At 68.5% G+C, this 17,953-nt stretch carries 15 protein-coding genes and 2 pseudogenes; 10 read left to right on the top strand and 7 right to left on the bottom strand.

Annotated elements, in window-relative coordinates:
* Positions 1-14: 14 nt before the first annotated feature.
* Positions 15-1,280, bottom strand: a complete 1,266-nt coding sequence (rho, locus tag ASG62_RS23705; RefSeq protein ID WP_156382334.1) for a transcription termination factor Rho — start codon at positions 1,278-1,280, stop codon at positions 15-17.
* Between the two features lie 334 nt (positions 1,281-1,614).
* Between rho and ASG62_RS23700 the strand changes: the two genes are divergently transcribed.
* The gene (locus tag ASG62_RS23700) at positions 1,615-4,119 is read left to right on the top strand and encodes a glucose/quinate/shikimate family membrane-bound PQQ-dependent dehydrogenase (RefSeq protein WP_056692602.1); all 2,505 of its coding nucleotides are present in this window, start codon (positions 1,615-1,617) and stop codon (positions 4,117-4,119) included.
* 287 nt (positions 4,120-4,406) lie between these two features.
* On the opposite strand, the gene hemJ is transcribed toward ASG62_RS23700, so the two are convergent.
* Complete coding sequence (gene hemJ / locus ASG62_RS23695) at positions 4,407-4,841, bottom strand: protoporphyrinogen oxidase HemJ (RefSeq protein ID WP_056692606.1); 435 nt, start codon at positions 4,839-4,841, stop codon at positions 4,407-4,409.
* Complete coding sequence (gene hemE / locus ASG62_RS23690; protein WP_056692609.1) at positions 4,838-5,866, bottom strand: uroporphyrinogen decarboxylase; 1,029 nt, start codon at positions 5,864-5,866, stop codon at positions 4,838-4,840. Before hemE ends, hemJ begins: the two co-directional genes overlap by 4 nt.
* Before the next feature lie 547 nt (positions 5,867-6,413).
* Between hemE and ASG62_RS23685 the strand changes: the two are divergent.
* The 4 genes and pseudogenes from ASG62_RS23685 to dnaQ form a co-directional block, all read left to right on the top strand.
* Positions 6,414-7,022: pseudogene (locus ASG62_RS23685) on the top strand (Maf-like protein); the annotation flags it as partial.
* Positions 7,023-7,084: 62 nt separating this feature from the next.
* The gene (locus tag ASG62_RS23680; protein WP_056692612.1) at positions 7,085-7,984 is read left to right on the top strand and encodes a shikimate dehydrogenase; all 900 of its coding nucleotides are present in this window, start codon (positions 7,085-7,087) and stop codon (positions 7,982-7,984) included.
* A gap of 224 nt (positions 7,985-8,208) precedes the next feature.
* A pseudogene (gene coaE / locus ASG62_RS23670) lies at positions 8,209-8,772 on the top strand (dephospho-CoA kinase); the annotation flags it as partial.
* A gap of 342 nt (positions 8,773-9,114) precedes the next feature.
* Positions 9,115-9,831: a DNA polymerase III subunit epsilon gene (dnaQ, locus tag ASG62_RS23665; RefSeq protein WP_056692618.1), complete on the top strand. Its 717-nt coding sequence runs from the start codon at positions 9,115-9,117 to the stop codon at positions 9,829-9,831.
* Positions 9,832-9,942: 111 nt separating this feature from the next.
* On the opposite strand, the gene secB is transcribed toward dnaQ, so the two are convergent.
* Positions 9,943-10,434, bottom strand: coding sequence for a protein-export chaperone SecB (gene secB / locus ASG62_RS23660; protein WP_056692621.1), 492 nt, complete (start codon positions 10,432-10,434; stop codon positions 9,943-9,945).
* A 142-nt stretch (positions 10,435-10,576) separates the two neighbouring features.
* Positions 10,577-11,116, bottom strand: coding sequence for an FxsA family protein (locus ASG62_RS23655; protein ID WP_056692624.1), 540 nt, complete (start codon positions 11,114-11,116; stop codon positions 10,577-10,579).
* A gap of 203 nt (positions 11,117-11,319) precedes the next feature.
* Here ASG62_RS23655 and ASG62_RS23650 point away from each other — a divergent pair, with 203 nt between their 5' ends.
* From ASG62_RS23650 to ASG62_RS23635, 4 genes are all read left to right on the top strand, one after another.
* Positions 11,320-12,021 carry a Tim44/TimA family putative adaptor protein gene (locus ASG62_RS23650; protein ID WP_056692627.1) on the top strand — a complete coding sequence of 234 codons (702 nt, stop codon included), beginning with the start codon at positions 11,320-11,322 and terminating at the stop codon, positions 12,019-12,021.
* A gap of 129 nt (positions 12,022-12,150) precedes the next feature.
* Positions 12,151-13,254, top strand: coding sequence for a murein transglycosylase A (locus ASG62_RS23645; RefSeq protein WP_056692630.1), 1,104 nt, complete (start codon positions 12,151-12,153; stop codon positions 13,252-13,254).
* Position 13,255: 1 nt separating this feature from the next.
* Positions 13,256-13,861, top strand: coding sequence for a Smr/MutS family protein (locus tag ASG62_RS23640; protein ID WP_056692632.1), 606 nt, complete (start codon positions 13,256-13,258; stop codon positions 13,859-13,861).
* Positions 13,858-14,253 carry a helix-turn-helix domain-containing protein gene (locus ASG62_RS23635; protein WP_056692635.1) on the top strand — a complete coding sequence of 132 codons (396 nt, stop codon included), beginning with the start codon at positions 13,858-13,860 and terminating at the stop codon, positions 14,251-14,253. The genes ASG62_RS23640 and ASG62_RS23635 overlap by 4 nt, the downstream gene beginning before the upstream one ends.
* A gap of 1,053 nt (positions 14,254-15,306) precedes the next feature.
* Here the strand turns inward: ASG62_RS23635 and ASG62_RS23630 are convergent.
* Both ASG62_RS23630 and ASG62_RS23625 read right to left on the bottom strand, forming a co-directional pair.
* Entirely contained in the window at positions 15,307-16,128 is an 822-nt protein-coding gene (locus tag ASG62_RS23630) for a lytic transglycosylase domain-containing protein (protein ID WP_056692638.1), read from the bottom strand.
* 266 nt (positions 16,129-16,394) lie between these two features.
* Entirely contained in the window at positions 16,395-16,772 is a 378-nt protein-coding gene (locus tag ASG62_RS23625) for a DUF3307 domain-containing protein (protein WP_056692640.1), read from the bottom strand.
* A 165-nt stretch (positions 16,773-16,937) separates the two neighbouring features.
* On the opposite strand from ASG62_RS23625, the gene ASG62_RS23620 reads away from it, so the two are divergent.
* Entirely contained in the window at positions 16,938-17,879 is a 942-nt protein-coding gene (locus ASG62_RS23620; protein WP_056692643.1) for a DMT family transporter, read from the top strand.
* The last annotated feature ends 74 nt before the right edge of the window (positions 17,880-17,953 follow it).

The raw sequence follows: 17,953 nt of genomic DNA, 5'->3' as shown, positions 1-17,953 counted from the left end.
CTTTCGGCCTTCGTTCAGGTGTTCATCGAGTCGAAGAAATCGGCATTGCTCTTCGTCTGCTTGAGCTTGTCGTTGAGGAACTCGACGGCGTCCGTCGTGCCCATGGGCGCGAGGATGCGGCGCAGGACGAAGATCTTCTGCAGATCGGCGCGGGGAACGAGGAGGTCCTCCTTGCGCGTGCCGGATTTGAGGATGTCCATGGCCGGGTAGATGCGCTTGTCCGCGACCTTGCGGTCGAGCACGAGTTCCGAATTGCCGGTGCCCTTGAACTCTTCGAAGATGACCTCGTCCATGCGGCTGCCCGTATCGATCAGTGCGGTCGCGATGATGGTGAGCGAGCCGCCCTCCTCGATGTTGCGCGCTGCGCCGAAAAAGCGCTTGGGCCGCTGAAGGGCGTTCGCATCGACGCCGCCGGTCAGGACCTTGCCGGAGGAGGGAACGACCGTGTTGTAGGCGCGGCCGAGGCGGGTGATGGAATCGAGGAGGATAACGACGTCGCGCCCGTGCTCCACGAGGCGCTTGGCCTTCTCGATCACCATTTCGGCGACCTGGACGTGGCGCACCGCCGGCTCGTCGAAGGTGGAGGAGACGACCTCGCCGCGCACGGAGCGCTGCATGTCCGTCACTTCCTCCGGCCGCTCGTCGATGAGCAGCACGATGAGGTAGCACTCGGGATGATTGGCGGTGATCGAATGCGCGATGTTCTGGAGAAGAACGGTCTTGCCCGTGCGGGGCGGGGCGACGATCAGGGCGCGCTGGCCCTTGCCGAGCGGGGCGACGAGATCGATGACGCGGGCCGAGAGGTCCTTGGAGGTCGGAACCTCCAGCTCCATCTTGAAGCGCTCGTTCGGATAGAGCGGCGTCAGATTGTCGAAATGGCTCTTGTGCTTGATGCGCTCGGGGTCGTCGAAGTTGATCGTGTTGACCTTGAGCAGCGCGAAGTAGCGCTCGCCGTCCTTCGGGCTGCGGATCGGGCCCTCGACCGTGTCGCCGGTCTTCAGCGAGAAGCGGCGGAGCTGGGAGGGCGAGATGTAGATGTCGTCGGGGCCGGGCAGATAGTTGGCATCGGGCGAGCGCAGGAAGCCGAAGCCGTCCTGCAGGACCTCGACGACGCCCTCGCCGATGATCTCGACGCCCTCGGCCGCCAGGTTCTTCAAAATCGCGAACATCAGCTCCTGCTTGCGCAGGACCGGCGCGTTCTCGACGCCGTTCTCCTCGGCGAAGGCGATGAGTTCGGGCGCCTTCTTGTTCTTCAGGTCCTGAAGCTTCATTTCGGACATTTTCGTTCGGGTGCTCCATCCCGCAGGCCGCGAAGACGATCGAGAGGCGGGATCTTGAGAAAAAGGGGAAACTGCGGGGGGAGGGATGCAAGGGACCGGACCCTGCGGGCCGGCCATCAAAGGGCGGGTCGGAACGGTCGGGACCCTGCATCGATAGGCGGAAGAACTCGACCATAGCTCTCCCGCCCCTTCCGCGCAAGACGCGAGATCGGCGCGGGGCGGCGGCTTTGACGGTCGCCGCAGAGCTTTGCCGCAGTGCGGCGCAACGGAATGCGGCGCCGATCGTTCCTGCCGAACCGCGCCGCATCGCGGCATTTGCTCAAGGGACGCCTCCATGACGACACGCCGAAGCCCGATCCTCTGGATCGCGGTCGCTCTCCTCCTTGTCTGCGGGGTGGCCTCGGCCATCGGCGGCGTCTGGCTCGCGGCCCTCGGAGGCTCCTTCTACTACATCGTGGCGGCCGTCGCCTTCCTTGCCACCGCCGGCCTTCTCGTCACCGGCAGCCCCTCGGCCCTCGTCGTCTATGCGGTCTTCGTCCTCGGAACGCTGCTCTGGGCGCTCTGGGAGGTCGGCTTCGACTGGTGGCCGCTCGCCGCGCGCGGCGACGTGATCTTCCTGATCGGTCTCCTGCTCCTCACCCCCTTCGTTACGCGCTCGCTCGGCCGGCGCTCCATCGCCGACGTGCTGGAAGGCCGGCACACCCACCCGACCGCCTTTCAGGGCGGCGGCCTGTTCCTCTCGACGTCGCTGGGTCTCGTCGCCGCCGTCGCGGTGGTCTCCTGGTTCACGGATCTCCATCGCATCGAGGGCACGGTCCCCGAAAACACGGTCGATCGTCAGGCCGCCTTCGCCGGCGACGTGCCCCCCGGCGAATGGCATGCCTATGGCCGCACGGGCGCCGGCGACCGCTTCTCGCCGCTCTCGCAGATCACCCCGGACAATGTCGCCAATCTCGAAGTCGCCTGGCAGTACAACACCGGCGACGTGAAGCAGGAGGGCGATCCGGTCGAGACGACCTTCGAGGTGACGCCGCTGAAGATCGCGAACCGCCTCTTCCTCTGCACGCCGCATCAGAACGTCATCGCGCTCGATGCCGATACCGGCGCCGAGATCTGGCGCTACGAGCCCGAGGTGAAGGGCGAGCTCGCCCTCCAGCACCTCACCTGCCGCGGCCTCTCCTACCGTTCGGCCGAAGCCGCAAGCGCTGCCACGGCCGCAGCCACGCCGCCGCCCGCCGCCGCCGCGATCCCGGCGACGACGGGCGATCCCGCGAACCTTCCCGTCGCCGCCGCCAATGCCGCGCTCGCGACCTGTGCGGCCAAGCTCTACATGCCGACGGCCGACGGCCGCCTCATCGCCCTCGATCCCGACACCGGCCGCGTCTGCAGCAATTTCGGCGGCGGGGACGGGCAGATCGACCTCTGGTCGCAGATGCCGAACGTGAAGCCCGGCGCCTACTACTCGACCTCGCCGGTCGTCGTCGCCAACGACCGACTCATCGTCGGCGGCACCGTTCTCGACAATGTCTCGACGGCCGAGCAGTCCGGCGTGATCCGCGGCTACGATGCCGATACGGGCGATCTCGTCTGGGCCTGGGATTCGGGCAATCCCGACCGCACGGAGCCGCTGCCGGAGGGCGAGACCTACACGCCGAACTCGCCGAACTCCTGGTCGATCTCGGCCAGCGACGAAGCGCTCGGCCTCGTCTACGTGCCGCTCGGCAACCAGCCGCCGGACCAGTGGGGCGGCAACCGCTCCGACAACGTCGAACGCTTCTCCTCCGCGGTCGTCGCGCTCGACACGCGCACCGGTGCCCTACGCTGGAGCTTCCAGACCGTCCACCACGATCTCTGGGACTACGACGTGCCGGCCCAGCCCAGCCTCGTCGATCTCGACGTGAACGGCGCGCGCGTTCCGGCCCTCGTCCAGCCGACCAAGCAGGGCGAGCTCTTCGTGCTCGATCGCCGCACGGGAACGCCGGTCCTGCCCGTGACCGAGCTGGCGGCACCGCAGGGCGCGGCGGCGGGCGACCACACGGCTGAGACCCAGCCGCGCTCGAACCTCTCCTTCGACCCCCCTCAGCTTCGCGAGAGCGACATGTGGGGCGTCTCCATGTTCGATCAGCTGGCCTGCCGCATCAGCCTCCACAGCCTGCGCTACGAGGGCCGCTTCACGCCGCCGTCGGAACAGGGCTCGCTGATCTATCCCGGCAATTTCGGCGTCTTCAACTGGGGCGGCGTCGCGATCGATCCGGCGCGCCAGATCGCCTTCACAACGCCGACCTATCTGGCCTTCGTCTCCAAGCTCGTGCCGCGCGAGAATGCGCAGGATCTCTACGTCCAGGACAAGAGCTTCGAGCCGGGCGAGGCGCTGCCGGCGCTGAACGAGAATTTCGGCGCGCCCTTCGCGGTGAAGCTGAACCCGTTCCTCTCGGCGCTCGGCCTGCCCTGCCAGTCCCCGCCCTGGGGCTATGTCGCCGCGGCGGACCTCATCACCGGCAAGGTCCTCTGGCAGCACAAGAACGGCACGGTGCGCGACCAGTCGCCGATCCCGGTGCCGTTCCGCATGGGCGTGCCGAACCTCGGCGGCCCCATCGTCACGGCCGGCGGCGTCGCCTTCCTGTCCGGCACGATCGACTACTACCTGCGCGCCTACGACGTCTCGAACGGCGAGGAGCTCTGGAAGGCTCGCCTTCCCGCCGGCGGTCAGGCGACGCCGATGACCTACGAGGGCTCGGACGGCCGCCAGTACGTCCTGGCGGTCGCCGGCGGCCACGGCTCGCTCGGCACCAAGACCGGCGACGCCGTCATCGCGTACCGGCTGCCCGCCGAGAAGTGAACACGGATCGTCGGATGTGAAAAAGGCGGCGTCCGCGAGGGCGCCGCCTTTTTGTTGGGATCGGAATGGGTTGGCGAGGTTGGCGAGAGGCACCCCCCTCTGGCCTGCCGGCCATCTCCCCCGCAAGGGTGGAGATCGGCAGCTCAAAAGGCGGTGACGATCCTGAGCCGTCCTCGACGAGACTGATCTCCCTCCTTGCGGGGGAGATGGCCGGCAGGCCAGAGGGGGGTGCCTCGCACGACCCCTCGCTCTTCGTGAAGCCCCCGACGAGCGAGCCCGCGCCCCGTTCAGAACGGCTTCACGATCACCAGGATCACGATCAGCGCCAGGATCACGGCCGGGACCTCGTTGACGATCCGCCAGAACTTGGCCGACTTCACGTTGCGATCGGCGGCGAAGCGCTTGGTGGAGGCGGAGAGGTAGCCGTGGAGGCCGGACAGGATCACGACGAGCAGGATCTTGGCGTGGAGCCAGCCCCCCTGGAAGGCGAAGCTCGACCAGGCGAGCCAGAGTCCGGCAGCCCAGGTGACGATCATCGAGGGCAGCATGATGCCCTTCAGAAGCCGCCGCTCCATCACCTTGAAGGTCTCGGCCTGCGGCGTGCCCGCGCCCGCTTCCGCATGGTAGACGAAGAGGCGCGGCAGATAGAGCATGCCCGCCATCCACGAGATCACGGCGAAGACGTGCAGCGCCTTGATCCAGAGATCGAAATCCATCGTCATCGCTTGAAGTCTCGCACGCGTTTGAGAAGCGCCTCGACATGGGCGATCGGCGCGTCCGGCGTAATGCCATGGCCGAGGTTGAAGATCAAAGGACCGCTGCCGAGGCGCTCCAGGATGCGGTCTATGCCCTCGTCCAGCGCCCGCCCGCCCGCGATCAGCCGCAGCGGATCGAGATTGCCCTGCACGGCGCCCTCGCGCTGCAGTTCCGCCGCGAAGGACAGCGGCACCTGCCAGTCCAGCCCGATCGCGTCGACGCCCGTTCGGCGGCGATAGTCCTTCAGGAGCGCGCCCGCGCCCTTGGCGAAGCCGATGATCTTCGCGCCCGGCACCGCCGCCCGAACCTGATCGACGATCCGCTTCACCGGGGCGACCGCGTAGGCCTCGAACGCGGCCTCGTCGAGCACGCCGGCCCAAGAATCGAAGATCTGCACGCAGTCCGCGCCCGCCTTCAGCTGGCGGATCAGGTAGGCGGCCGACATGTCCGCCAGAAGATCGATCAGCGCCGCCATGGCCTGCGGGTGGCGGTAGGAGAAGAGGCGGGCGGGCGCCTGGTCCGGCGTGCCGTGGCCGGCGATCATGTAGGTCGCGACCGTCCAGGGCGCTCCGCAGAAGCCGATCAGCGCGGTCTCGTCGGGCAGCTCGGCCCGCAGGCGCCGCACCGTCTCGATGACGGGCTCGAGATGCGTCTCGGCCCGCGTCGGATCGAGCCGGGCGATCTCCTCGACGGCGAGGGGACGCAGCATCGGGCCTTCGCCCTGCACGAAGCGCAGATCGCGATCCAGCGCATCGGGAATGACGAGAATGTCGGAGAAGAGGATCGAGGCGTCGAAGCCGAAGCGGCGGATCGGCTGGAGCGTGACCTCCACCGCGAAGTCCGGATTGTAGCAGAGGTCGAGAAAGCCTCCGGCCTTCTCGCGGGTCGCCCGATATTCCGGAAGGTAGCGGCCTGCCTGCCGCATCAGCCAGATGGGCGGGGGCGTGAGCGTCTCGCCCTCCAAAGCCCGGAGGAGTTTGCGCTGTCCCATGCGGGTCCGGCTCCATCTTCTCTTCTAAAAGATCTTATAGATCTGGATTCTGATTCTATGAGTCGGTGGATAGCCGGAATTAACAGAGGCCGATACGCCGCCGGGCGATTTCGCGCAGCCACGAGCCTGCGACATGGCGGCACCACCGTCTTCCCGCCGGTCCCGTGGACAAGGCCGCAGAAGAGGGAAAGATCAAAGGCTTGGCGGGCTCGTCGCCTGGGGACGATGTGGGAACGGTGCTAAGGACCTTCGCGATCGCCGCGCCTTCGTCCCCGATCTTCACAAGGCCGCGTCCACAGGGTGCGCCTTGCAGCGAAATGTGGACAAACCCCGCCTTCGCCGGCCCGGCCCCGGCGCCCGGAAACACCCTGGGGAGAAGTCCCGGCTTCTCAACAGGGGCCCAAGATTTGCGGGTGGAACCGCACGACGTGCTTGCGGTTCGCCTCCGAATCGAGTCCGACACCGCAAAAGGACCCTTCGAACCCGATCCTCATTAGGCACGGAAGATATGAATCAAACTTTAAGCGTTCGGGATGATCGGACATCGATGGGGGATCTTTCGAAGGTGCCGCTCGTCCTCGCCTCCGGCAGCGTCCACCGGGCGAAGCTCCTTGCCGATGCCGGGATCGCGGTGGAGACCCTGCGCTCCGCGCTGGACGAGCGCGCGTTGGAGGCGCCGCTTCTGGAAAGCGGCGCGGATGCCGAGGACGTCGCCCTCGTTCTCGCCGAAGCCAAGGCGCTCGACGTCTCCGCGCGGCGGCCGGACGCGCTCGTCATCGGCTGCGACCAGACGCTGTCGCTCGGCGACCGGCTCTTCCACAAGCCCGCCGACATGGCGGAGGCCCGCGCCACGCTTCTCGCCCTTGCCGGCCGGACGCACCGGCTGAACAGTGCGGTCGTGCTTGCCCGGGAGGGTGCCGTTCTCTGGCGCCACGTCTCCATCGCCGACATGACGATGCGCCCTCTCGATCCCGGCTTCATCGGGCGCTATCTGGCGCGGGCGGGGGAGGGCGTTCTCTCCAGCGTCGGCGCCTACCAGATCGAGGGCCTCGGCGTGCAGCTGATGGAGCGCATCGAGGGCGATCATTTCACCATCGTCGGCTTGCCCCTCCTGCCGCTTCTGGAGACATTGCGCGGGCTCGGCGCGATCGACGGCGGCGCGTCGCACGCGCGCCCGGCGGATGACGCGGGCGACGCAGCGGGCAGGGACGGTGACGCATGAGCCATGTCTTCCAGGATGACGAGACGCTGGCGGCGCCCCTCGACGGCCCGCGCGCCTTCGTCACGGGCTGGCCCGTCTGGCATTCGCGCTCGCCGCTGATCCACGGCACCTGGCTGCGCGAGCTTAGGCTTGCCGGTTCCTACCAGCGGCTCGGCATTCCGCCGGAGGAGATCGGCGAGTTCCTGGAGGGCTTCCTTGCCGGCCCCTTCGTCGGCGGCAATGTGACGATCCCGCACAAGGAGGCCGTCTTTCGGGCCCTCGACCGGCGGGACGCCGCCGCCGAGGCGATCGGGGCGGTCAACACGCTCTGGCGCGAGGGCGGGACGCTCGTCGGCGGCAATACGGATGCCTACGGCTTCTCCGCCAATCTCGACGAGCGCCTGTCCGGCTGGGCGGATGCGACCGAGGCTCTGGTTCTCGGCGCCGGCGGCGCCGCGCGGGCGGTGGTTCACGCGCTTCTGGAACGCGGCGTGACGCGCGTCGCGATCCTCAACCGAACGTCGGACCGCGCCATCGCCCTGGCCGAGAGCTTCGGCGCCCGCGCGAGCGGGCATGGCGAGGAGGAGCGGGAGACCCTGCTGGCGCGCACGGATCTCCTCGTCAACACGGTGCCGATCCCGCCCGTCGATCCCGAGATGGCGCGCTTCGGCTACGAGCCGCCGCTGCCCGATCTCTCCGCGCTGCCCGATCACGCCCTCGTCACCGACATCGTCTACGTGCCGATCGAGACCCCGGTTCTGCGGGCCGCGCGCGCGCGCGATCTTCGCGCGGCCGACGGGCTCGGCATGCTCCTCCATCAGGCGGCGCCCGGCTTCGAGCGCTGGTTCGGCCGGCGCCCGGAGGTGACGCCGGCGCTTCGCGACGCCGTGCTCGCCGATATCGCGCGGGCCGGCTAGAGCATGATGAGGTTTGGTATGGTCATTCTGTTGGCTGCGGCCGATGTGATCCGCCGGGAGAAGGGTGCGCGGCCGCAGCAAACCCGGAGGGCCGGCCGTCCTCGCACCAAATCCTTCGGGCCACGGCTCGAACGTAGCGCCGCTACGTCCATCGCCATGCCCCTCGACCTTGGCACGAGGACGGCCGGCAGAATGACCATCCCAAACCTCATCATGCTCAACCAATGATCGTGCTCGGCCTGACCGGCTCGATCGGCATGGGCAAGTCCGCGACCGCCGAGATGTTCGCCGAACGCGGCGTGCCCGTGCACTCGGCCGATGCCGCCGTGCACCGGCTCTATGCCGGCCCGGCAGCTGCCGCCATCGAGGCGCTGTTTCCCGGAGCCGTGATCGATGGCACCGTCGACCGCGACCGTCTGGGCGCCCGCGTGCTCGGCGATGCCGAAGCCCTGAAGCGGCTGGAGGCGCTGGTCCATCCGCTGGTGCGCCGGGAGGAGACGGCCTTCCTCGACGCCGCGCGCGGCCGCGGCGAGCCGCTCGCCGTGCTCGACATTCCGCTTCTCTTCGAGACCGGCGGGGAGGGGCGCGTCGACAAGGTTCTCGTCGTCACCGCCCCTGCGGACGTCCAGCGCTCGCGGGTTCTGGCTCGGCCGGGGATGAGCGAGGCGCGCTTCAAGGCGATCCTCGCCAAGCAGATGCCGGATGCGGAGAAGCGGCGCCGGGCGGATTTCACGATCGACACGTCGGAAGGGTTCGACGCGGCGCGGCGGGCGGTCGCGGACCTGATCGATCGGGTGCGGGCGGGTGGTTTGCGGGAGGCACCCCCCTCTGGCCTGCCGGCCATCTCCCCCGCAAGGGTGGAGATCGGCAGCTCTACGGTCGGCGACAAGCCGATCTCCCCCCTTGCGGGGGAGATGCCTGGCAAGGCAGAGGGGGGTGCCTCCCGCAAAGTCTAGTCCTTGCCCTTCGGCTGTCTTGTCTCGTTACGCCGTGTTTGCAGCGCCTCGCCCAAACGCTAGCCGGCACGCCTTCTTCGCACCGCCCGCCCGAACATACAGCGAACGCTTGGCCCCGCCCTTGCCAGCACCGCCCCGAGGCCGCAACATCGGGCTCTTCAAAAGGGCCCGGCCATGCGCGAGATCGTCTTCGACACCGAGACCACGGGTCTCGACTTCGAGGCCGACCGGATCATCGAATTCGGCGGCATCGAGCTCTGGAATCACATCCCGACCGGCAAGCATTTTCACGCCTTCATCCGGCCGGCCGGCCGGCGGGTCGATCCCGGCGCCTTCGACGTGCACGGCATCTCAGACGACTTTTTGAAGGACAAGCCGCTCTTCGAGGAGGTGGTGGACGAGATGCTCGCCTTCTTTGGCGACTCCACCCTCATCGCCCACAATGCCAGCTTCGACATCCGCTTCATCAATGCGGAACTGGCCCGTATCGGCCGCAAGCCGATCGAGATGGGCGTCGTCATCGACACGCTGCAGATGGCGCGGCGCAAGTTTCCGATGGCGCCCGCGACGCTCGACGCGCTCTGCTCGCGCTTTTCCATCGACACGACCAAGCGCGACAAGCACGGCGCCCTCGTCGATTCCGAGCTTCTGGCCAGCGTCTATATCGAGCTGATCGGCGGCCGGCAGGCCGCGCTCGGCCTCGTCTCGGAGCATCAGGAGGAAAAGCGCGACGCCGACGGCTCGGTCTCCCGCCTGGAGCCGCGCATGGCCCCGCTGCCCTCGCGCCTCTCGGCTTCGGAAGACGCCGCCCATCGCGCCTTCGTGGCGAGCTTCGGGCCGGACACGCTCTGGTTCCAGCACCTGCCCGAGGACAAGGCCTCCGCCGCCTGACGTCGCGGACGGTGCTCGGAGGGATAGACAGCGAGTGGTCTCCGTCTATCCCATCCGGTCAAGAAAAAGGGCGCCTCGAGCGCCCTTCGTCGTTTTCCGGAAGGCGTCCGATCAGGACAGCGTGACCTGGGACTTGGCGCGCTCCTCGGCCATGCGCTGCTGGAAGAGCACGGCGAAGTCGATCGGGTCGATCATCAGCGGCGGGTAGCCGGCATTGCGCGTGGCGTCGGCGATGATCTGGCGCGCGAAGGGGAAGAGCAGGCGCGGGCACTCGATGAAGAGCAGCGGCAGGATGTGCTCCTGCGGGAAGCCGGTCAGGCGGAACACGCCGCCGTATTCGAGCTCGACATGGAAGAGGATGTTGGCGCCTTCGCCCGCCTTGGCGTTCAGCGTCAGGCGCACGTCGTAGTCGCCCTCGGCCCCGTTGATCGGGTTGGCGCCGACATTGACGCCGATGTTGATGCCGGGGGCCTGGCCCTGGTTGCGCAGCGAGGCCGGTGCGTTCGGGCTCTCGAAGGAGAGGTCCTTGATGTACTGGGCGAGGATGTTGAGCTGCTGCGCGCCGGCGCCCTGCCCGTTTCCGTTCGTCTGCGTGTCCGACATTCTCTTGCCTCCCGCTCATCGCCGAGCGCTGTTTCTGGCCGCCCGTCGCGGGCTCGCAGCAGCCTTGCGGAAGGCCACTGCGTTCGGCGGCTGCGCTAACACTTCGGGACGCGGGCCGCAAGTTGGGGTGTCGAAACCCGGCTCAGTGCAGCGTCCGCTTGCCCGGCTCATCGCCCTCGCCCGACCAGGGCGAGCCGGCGCGCCCGTTCGGGTCGCCCCGGCGATGGAAGTCCTCGTCGTCGAGATCGAGGACGCCCGGCTGCGGCGTGCGCGGCCCCGCGCCCGGCATGCCCCGGCCGAAGCGCTGGAAGCCCATCGGCGTCGTCGCGACGACCGTGACGCTTCGCCCGAGCGCGCGCCAGAGAAGATCGCGCACCGGCGGCAGGAAGAGGAGAACGCCGATCACGTCGCCGATGAGGCCGGGCAGGAGGAGGAGGATGCCGGCCAGCACGATCATCACGCCATGCACGATGTCGCGGCCGGGAACGCGGCCGGCCGCCGTCTCCGCCCGAATGCGGGCGAGGGCCGCAAAGCCCTGCCGTTTCAGAAGGATCGCGCCGACGAGGGCGCTGCCCACCACGATGCCGAGCGTCGGCAGGAGGCCGATCTGTTCGCCGACGAGGATGAGGACGGCGATCTCCAGGATCGGCGCGCCGAGAAGAAGGACGGGGATGATCGGCATCGAGCCTTCTCCGCTTGCAAAGGGTGGAGGTGCCGGTCTTTCGCGGAACCGTTGTGCGGGGAAGATAGGTTGCGGGGCGGAAAAATTGAATGCGTCGCCCGATCTCTTATATGCAGCCGAACCATTCTCCGCCATGTCTGGCACAAGGACAGGCCGAGCCGGCCCACCGGGACCGGCCATCAACGATAAGGGACGCTTGCACGATGGGTTTCGGGACGATCTTCTTCATAGTCCTGGCGGCAGTCGTCCTCTTCCAGTTGCGCAATGTGCTCGGCCGGCGCACCGGCAACGAGCGTCCGCCCTTCGATCCCTACACGCGGCCGGAGAAGATCGAGGGCGCCGCGCCCCAGGGCAATGTCGTGACGCTGCCCCGCCGCGATCAGCCGCAGGCCGAGATCGTGGCCGAGGACCCCTACGAGGCGATCGACCGCATCGTGCCGCCGAGCGAGCCGGCCAATGCCCAGCTGCGCGCGGTGAAGGATGCCGATCCGAGCTTCCAGGCCAAGGAGTTCACCGAAGGCGCCAAGCTCGCCTACGAGATGATCGTCACGGCCTTCGCGGCGGGCGACCGCAAGACGCTGAAGTCGCTTCTGTCGCCGGAAGTCTATGCCGGCTTCGAGGCCGCGATCGTCGATCGCGAGGCCAAGCGCGAGGTCATGAAGTCCACCTTCGTCGGCATCGACGATGTCCGCGTGGTCGGCGCTGCGGTGAAGGAGCGCGAGGTCGTGGTAACGTTGCGCATCATCTCCCAGCTCGTCTCGGCGGTTCAGTCCGCCACGGGCGAGGTGGTCGACGGGGATCTGGAGGCCGTGGTCGAGGTCAAGGACGTCTGGACCTTCGCCCGCGACATGCGCTCGCGCGATCCGAACTGGAAGCTCGTCGCGACCGAATCCGACGGCGACTGACAGGACGAGGCCTCGCCATGATGGACGCCGCCCCGCCGCTCGCCGCTTCGGGAAAACCGCGCTCGGGCCGCCGCTCGTCCGCGGCCGGGCGGCTGCGGCGCCATCGCCGCTCCCCGCGGTGAGCTTCGCATGACGGCTCTTTCGCCCCTCTTCGGCCGCGCCGAGTTTTCCGACCTGCCGGGCTGGGCCGAGGCGGATCTCGGCTTGGCTCTCGCCGCCTTCCGCCGTTCCGCCGAGCGCTTTCTGGCTGGCGAGGTCGCGACCGGGCGCCTCGGGATCGACGCGGAGGCTTTTCGTCCCGCCGCCGAAGTCGCCCTTTCCAGCGCCGACGCCCTCGCCTTCTTCGAGACCGCGTTCCGCCCCGCCCGCATCGCCGCTTCCGCGACGGACGCGGCCGCGCGGGGCTTCTGCACCGGCTATTACGAGCCGGAGGTCGAGGCCTCCCTCGTCGAGACCGAGCGCTTCCGCTTTCCCCTCTATGCGCCGCCGGCCGATCTGGTGAAGGTCGACAACGTCTCTCGCCCGGTCGGGCTCGATCCGTACTTTCGCTTCGCCCGGCGCCGGCCCGACGGGATGCTGGACGAATATCCCGACCGCGCCGCGATCGAGGCGGGGTTCCTGAAGGGGCGGGGCCTGGAGATCGCCTGGCTCGACAATCCGGTCGACGCCTTCTTCATCCACATCCAGGGCTCGGCGCGGCTCTCCCTGCCGGACGGCCGGCGCATTCGCGTGACCTATGCGGCCAAGACCGGCCACCCCTTCACCGCCATCGGCCGCAGCCTCGTCGCGGAGGGCGAGCTGACGCTGGCCGAGGCCGACATGGACGGCATCCGCGGCTGGCTCGCCGCCTATCCCACCCGCGTGCGCGCACTTCTCGACCGCAACCGGTCCTTCATCTTCTTCCGCGAGGCGCCGGTCGAGGACGAGAGCCTCGGACCGGTCGCCGCCGCCAAGGTGCCGCTGACGCCGATGGCCTCGATCGCGGTCGATCGCGAGCTGCACACGTTCGGCCTGCCCATCTTCATCGATGCGGCCTCGCTCGTCCTGGACGGCGCGCCCTTCCGCCGCCTGATGATCGCGCAGGACACGGGCTCGGCGATCCTCGGCCCGGCGCGCGCCGATATCTTCGTCGGGTCCGGCTTCGAGGCCGGCCGCGCGGCGGGCCGCGTGCGCCATCCCGGCGATTTCTACGCCCTCCTGCCGGCCGCGCTCTGGCAGCGTTTGGCTTCGTGAGATGAAGCGTCCGCCATCGACCCAGATAGCGCCAAGAAGAGGACGCCGGTCCCTCAGCGAGGAGGAGCGCACGCTCTGGGCGGCCATCGCCAAGACCGCGACGCCGCTCGGAAAGCGCCGGCCCGCCGGCTTCGACGAGGACAATTCCATCTCCGCGCCCCCCGTCGAGAAGCCGAAGGCGACGCCGGAGAAGCGACCCGTCTTCGAGCCGCCGCCGCCGCTGCGGCCCTCGCTGATGCCGAGCTATCAGGCGCCGGGCCCCGGCGGCGCGAACGCGCTGTTTCACCCGATCGAGCGCCCGGTGCGGCGCAAGCTCGCCAAGGGCCGCCTGCCCATCGAGGCCCGCATCGATCTTCACGACCGAACGCAGGTCGTCGCCCACTACGCGCTTCTCGGCTTCCTTCGTCAGGCGCAGGCGCAAGGCTTGCGCATGGTGCTGGTCATCACCGGCCGCGGCGCCGCCTTCGGCTCGCGCGGCGTCATCCGGCGGACGCTGCCGCACTGGTTCGAGACGCACGAGTTCCGTCCGCTCGTTTCCGGGTTCGAGCCGGCCGAGCGCGAGCATGGGGGCGAGGGCGCCTTCTACGTCCGGATCCGGCGCCGATGACGCCCTTCGGCGAGCGCATCCGCGCGCTTCGGCGCGAACGCGGCGTGACGCAGGCCGAAATGGCCGCCGCGCTCGGCGTTTCCAGCGCCTATCTCTCGGCCCTCGAACACGGCCGCCGCGGCCGCCCGACCTGGCAGCTCCTCCAGCGCATCATCGGCTATCTCAACGTGATTTGGGACGATGCCGAGGAGCTGGAACGGCTGGCCGAGCTCTCGCACCCGAAGGTCAGCGTCGAGACGGCAGGCCTCGGCCCCTCCGCCACCGCCCTCGCCAACCGCCTGTCGGAAACGATCGCGCTCCTCTCGCCGGAGGACATCGACGCTCTGCTGGCGCAGCTGGAGACGGCAGCCGCGCGCGCGGAGGCGATCCAGCGGGCACGGCGGCGGCGGTAGGGGGCTGGGTTAGGCGCGAGGCGGCAAGGCGCTGGTGAGAGGCGGACCAAGACACGACCCTCTCAGACCCTGGTTCTTCTCCCCTGCGGGGAGAAGTGACCGGCAGGTCGATGAGGGGCATGCCACCGCTGACAGGACGCCGCTTCGCCTCGGGTGCCGCCCCTCATCCGGCTGCCGCCACCTTCTCCCCGCAGGGGAGAAGGACCAAGTCGAGCGACGGTTCGGGCTAAAGATGGGGGGGTTTGAGGTGTATGCGAGGCACCCCCCTCTGCCTGCCGGCATCTCCCCCGCAAGGGGAGAGATCAGGCTTGTCGCGAACGGCTGCGATTTCGATCGACCGCTGAAGCTGCCGATCTCCCTCCTTGCGGGGGAGATGTCGGGCAGGACAGGGGGGGCGCCCCGCACGAGGTCGGCCCAGCAAACCTCCGGACCAGACACGACCCTTTCAGAACCTGGTTCTTCTCCCCTGCGGGGAGAAGTGACCGGCAGGTCGATGAGGGGCATGCCACCACTGAAACGATACAGCGCCGCCTCGGGCGCCGCCCCCTCATCCGGCTGCCGCCACCTACTCCCCGTAGGGGAGAAGAACCAAGTCGAGCGACGGCTCGGGCTGAGATGGGTGGGGTTTGAGGGGGTATGCGAGGCACCCCCTCTGCCTGCCGGCATCTCCCCCGCAAGGGGAGAGATCAGGCTCATCGCGAACGGCTGCGAATTCGATCGACCGCCGAAGCTGCCGATCTCCCTCCTTGCGGGGGAGATGTCCGGCAGGACAGAGGGGGGTGCCTCACGCGAGGTCGGCCCAGCAAACCTCCGGACCCAGCACACGACCCTCTCAGACCCTGGTTCTTCTCCCCTGCGGGGAGAAGTGACCGGCAGGTCGATGAGGGGCATGCCACCGTTGACAGAATGATGCGCCGCCTCCGGCGCCGCCCCTCATCCGGCTGCCGCCACCTTCTCCCCGCAGGGGAGAAGAACCAAGACGAGCAACCGTTCGGGCTGAAAGGGCGGGCGTCGAACCCGGCCCCTCCATCACTCCTGACCGCGAACCCGGTCTTACTGCGCCAGCTTCGAGGCGAAGAGCGAGAGGGCCTTCTGGTAGACCTCGGCGCGGTTCCAGTCGCGGAAGACGCCGTAGTTGACCTCGCCCGGGCCGTAGCCGCCGCCGGCGGTCCAGCCGTGCTGCTGCAGGAAGTTCGCGGTGGAGGCGAGGACGTCGGCCTTGGAGCGGATGAGGTCGCGGCGGCCGTCGCCGTCGCCGTCCACGGCGTAGCGCAGATAGTTCTTGGCCAGGAACTGCGTCTGGCCGATCTCGCCGGCCCAGGCGCCGCGCATGTCGGCCGCGCGCTTGTCGCCGCGCTCGACGATCTGCAGCGCGGCCAGCAGCTCCTCGGTGAAGAAGTCCGAGCGGCGGCAGTCGTAGGAGAGCGTCGCCAGCGAGCGGAAGATGTTCATGTTGCCGGAATTGGCGCCGAAGCCCGTTTCCATGCCCCAGATCGCGACGAGCACTTCCTTCTGCACGCCGTAGCGCTTCTCGATGCCGTTCAGGAGACCGGCGTTCTGCGCGATGATGCCCTTGCCCTTCTTGACGAAGGAGGCGGGCGCGCGGCGCTCCATGAACTGCTCGAGCGAGAGCTTGAAGCTCTTCTGGTTGCGATCGAGGCCGATCACCTTCTTGTCGTAGGAAACGTCGCCGAGCGCGGACTGTATCGTCCCCTGCGAGATCCCCTGCGAGCGCGCCTCGGCCTTGAAATCCTCGAGCCAGGCGGGAAAGCCGGCCGCGTTGTTGCCGCAGGTGGCGGCGAGGGCCGGGGCGGCGAGGGCGCTGAGGCCGAGGGCCACGAGGAGCGTCCTCGCGGTGGTCTTCATCGCGGACATGGCGTCGGGTCCTTTATTCGTCGGATGGGCATTCGTCGGATGCGCGTTCGTCGGGTGGGCATTCGCCGGATGGGGCGTTCGTCGCGGGGCCATCGCTCGCCCGCCGGCAATGCCAGGGCGCGAAAGTCTCTGTGGCTTCAGGACGCTTTAGCGGATCGGGCCCGTTCTGCGAAGAGGTGGTAAACACGTCTTGGAGATCGGACCGCGATCCGCGCCGCGCCGGCCGAACTATCGGCGGGAATGGTTGACCAAGTGCTAACCGCCGGTCAGAGCCGCGTGACGAGCAGGATCACGAAGCCGAAATGCGTCAGCTGGTGCGCCGCCTGGTCGAGGCCGAACGCCCACCAGAAGCGCACGTCGGTGAGCGTCAGGTGGCGCGAGAGAACGGCCTTGCCGCGGTCGATCGAGGCATGCAGCACGAAATCGAGCGGCCCCAGCCACCAGAGCGAGGGCACCGAGACGAGCGCGATGAGCAGCGTCGCGGTCGCATGGACGCCGGCATGGGCGACGACCGGCGCAAGCCAGCCCCGAGGCGCCTTCTTGCCCATCGCCATCCAGCTCGTCTGCAGAAAATAGTCCGCGGCCAGTTGCTTGGCGGCAAAGGCGAGGTAGAGGAGAACGAGGGGCTGGAGCGGGATCTGCACCGGTTCGTCTTGTCCATGGCGTCGGTCGGAGGCTGGTCGGTCGGCCGTCCGAAGGACTCGTCCGGTCCCGCAGCATGGCCGCAAAGCGCTAAATTTGCATTGCATTCGATGATAGAGGCAAGCAGCCGTGGACACGGCGCAACCGCGCCTGGGAGACGGCCCGACATGACGACCGACACTGCGCAACCGGCCCCGGCCCCATCGCCGGCCGCGACGACACCTGCCTCGGCTTCCGGCGCCGGCCTCGCGCTCATGCTGCTCGGCATCCTCCTCTTCGCGTTGAACGACACGCTGGGGAAGGTCCTCGTCACCCAGTATTCGGTCGGCCAGGTTCTCCTCCTGCGCAGCATCGCCGGGCTGATCGTCCTGTCTCCAGTTCTCCTGCGGCAGGGATGGCGGCCGATCTTCCGACCGGCGCAGCCCGGGCTGAACGCGCTGCGCGTGGTCTTCACCACGATCGAGGTCTTCCTCTTCTACATGGCGGTCAAGCAGCTGCCGCTCGCCGACGTCATGACCTATTGGCTGGCCGCGCCGATCTACGTCGCCGCGCTGTCGCCCCTGCTTCTCGGCGAGCGCGTCGGCTGGCGGCGCTGGACGGCGATCGTCATCGGCTTCGGCGGCGTCCTCGTCGCGCTCGAGCCGTCGGCCGCCACCATGACCTCGGCGGCCCTCATCAGCGTGATCGGCTCCTTCCTCTTCGGCCTCATCCTCCTGACCGGCCGCATGCTGCGCGGCACGCCGGACACGGTCCTCGTCTTCTGGCATCTGGCGGGCTCAGCGGTGGCCGGCGCAATCGTTGCGCCCTTCGGCTGGGTTCAGCCGAGCCCGCTCGATTTCGCGCTTCTCGGCCTTCTCGGCGTCGTCGCCATGGTCGCCCATCTCTGCGTGAACCGCGCCCTGAAGCTCGCCGACGCCGCCGTCACCGCGCCCGCACAATACACGCTGCTCGTCTGGGCGATCATCTTCGGCTGGCTCGTCTTCGGCGACGTGCCGAGGCCGGCCATGCTGGTCGGTTCGGCCATCATCGTCGCGTCAGGCCTCTTCATCACCCTGCGCGAGCGCCAGCTCGGCAAGGCGGCCACCGTGATGAACCCGCCGCCAGCCTGAAACGATTCCAGTCTCTGGCGGTCGGACGGGCAAACTGATATCCCAGTTTGGCCATGTTCTCGTGACTCACGTGA

The sequence above is a fragment of the Aureimonas sp. Leaf427 genome, assembly GCF_001425485.1.
Taxonomy (GTDB): domain Bacteria; phylum Pseudomonadota; class Alphaproteobacteria; order Rhizobiales; family Rhizobiaceae; genus Plantimonas.
Note: the sequence above shows the minus strand (reverse complement) of the source record. Positions and strands in the feature narration are given on the sequence as shown.

Excerpts from the sequence above, each read along its gene's own strand:
- rho (WP_156382334.1), bottom strand. The coding sequence starts at position 1,280 with ATGTCCGAAATGAAGCTTCAGGACCTGAAGAACAAGAAGGCGCCCGAA.
- ASG62_RS23700 (WP_056692602.1), top strand. The coding sequence starts at position 1,615 with ATGACGACACGCCGAAGCCCGATCCTCTGGATCGCGGTCGCTCTCCTC.
- hemJ (WP_056692606.1), bottom strand. The coding sequence starts at position 4,841 with ATGACGATGGATTTCGATCTCTGGATCAAGGCGCTGCACGTCTTCGCC.
- hemE (WP_056692609.1), bottom strand. The coding sequence starts at position 5,866 with ATGGGACAGCGCAAACTCCTCCGGGCTTTGGAGGGCGAGACGCTCACG.
- ASG62_RS23680 (WP_056692612.1), top strand. The coding sequence starts at position 7,085 with ATGAGCCATGTCTTCCAGGATGACGAGACGCTGGCGGCGCCCCTCGAC.
- dnaQ (WP_056692618.1), top strand. The coding sequence starts at position 9,115 with ATGCGCGAGATCGTCTTCGACACCGAGACCACGGGTCTCGACTTCGAG.
- secB (WP_056692621.1), bottom strand. The coding sequence starts at position 10,434 with ATGTCGGACACGCAGACGAACGGAAACGGGCAGGGCGCCGGCGCGCAG.
- ASG62_RS23655 (WP_056692624.1), bottom strand. The coding sequence starts at position 11,116 with ATGCCGATCATCCCCGTCCTTCTTCTCGGCGCGCCGATCCTGGAGATC.
- ASG62_RS23650 (WP_056692627.1), top strand. The coding sequence starts at position 11,320 with ATGGGTTTCGGGACGATCTTCTTCATAGTCCTGGCGGCAGTCGTCCTC.
- ASG62_RS23645 (WP_056692630.1), top strand. The coding sequence starts at position 12,151 with ATGACGGCTCTTTCGCCCCTCTTCGGCCGCGCCGAGTTTTCCGACCTG.
- ASG62_RS23640 (WP_056692632.1), top strand. The coding sequence starts at position 13,256 with ATGAAGCGTCCGCCATCGACCCAGATAGCGCCAAGAAGAGGACGCCGG.
- ASG62_RS23635 (WP_056692635.1), top strand. The coding sequence starts at position 13,858 with ATGACGCCCTTCGGCGAGCGCATCCGCGCGCTTCGGCGCGAACGCGGC.
- ASG62_RS23630 (WP_056692638.1), bottom strand. The coding sequence starts at position 16,128 with ATGTCCGCGATGAAGACCACCGCGAGGACGCTCCTCGTGGCCCTCGGC.
- ASG62_RS23620 (WP_056692643.1), top strand. The coding sequence starts at position 16,938 with ATGACGACCGACACTGCGCAACCGGCCCCGGCCCCATCGCCGGCCGCG.